Below are 925 nucleotides of genomic sequence, written 5' to 3'. Positions count from 1 at the left end.
ACACTATTATTCGAAAAAGTGTTAGATTTAATTGAATGGGATTTGTTGAAGAAAAGCTCATATAAGTTAAATATAAACTATAGAACAATTTCAAACCATTTAAAGTCTCATTTATATTTCCATATATCTAAGCTTGATAGCCTAAGAGACATAGAGGAGTTTATGAGATCAAAATCAGAATTGACACAAGTAATAGAGAGGGTTAGTTTAGGAAGCTTGTCAAATTATAATAATAATTTGAACTATGAGGTACTCCTTCCTATACTGAAATCAATAACACAAAAATTATTAGTATCAACCAATGTAAGCAGTCGCTTAAAAAAATTTGGAACTATAAAGCTTATAGATTCAACAACTATAAGTGTTTGCTCAACCTATTTTAAATGGGCGGAATATCGGTCCAAAAAATCTGGTGTAAAGATGCACACGAGATATGATCTAGGAAAGGGAATTCCTGATACTATTGTTGTTACAAATGCAAAAGTTCAAGATAACGTAATAGTTAATGAATTAAATAATGATAAAAATGCTATATATATTTTCGACAGAGCATATCTAGACCTAAAGAACTTCGATAAGTATTTTGAGAATAAAAAATTCTTTATAACAAGACTTAAGGAAAATTCGGTTATTGGCGAAATCTTAGGAAGCCACTTTATTTCGGGAGAAGATAATCTACTAGATGCCGATGTAGAAATTATCTATGATAATGTATGTCACCTAGGCAATCCATGGAGTTATGAAACAAAATATCCGTACAGAATAATTAAAATCACAGGCAAAGATGGCAAACAAATAGTTTTTGCTACGAATCTTTTTCATTTATCAACTGAAGAAATAGCTTGGCTTTATAAACAAAGATGGAATATCGAAATTTTCTTTAAATGGATAAAGCAAAACCTTAAGATTAAAAAATTTATAGGAT

The 925-nt window shown here is 29.2% G+C and carries 1 protein-coding gene; it reads left to right on the top strand.

The window, feature by feature from the left end:
• Window positions 1-18: 18 nt before the first annotated feature.
• Window positions 19-925: IS4 family transposase (locus CLORY_RS22860; RefSeq protein WP_079428899.1), on the top strand; the 907-nt coding region annotated here is incomplete at its 3' end.

Origin of the sequence: Clostridium oryzae (assembly GCF_002029235.1) — a bacterium.
GTDB classification, from domain to species: Bacteria; Bacillota; Clostridia; order Clostridiales; family Clostridiaceae; genus Clostridium_AE; species Clostridium_AE oryzae.
This window is presented reverse-complemented; position numbering and strand designations above follow the sequence as displayed.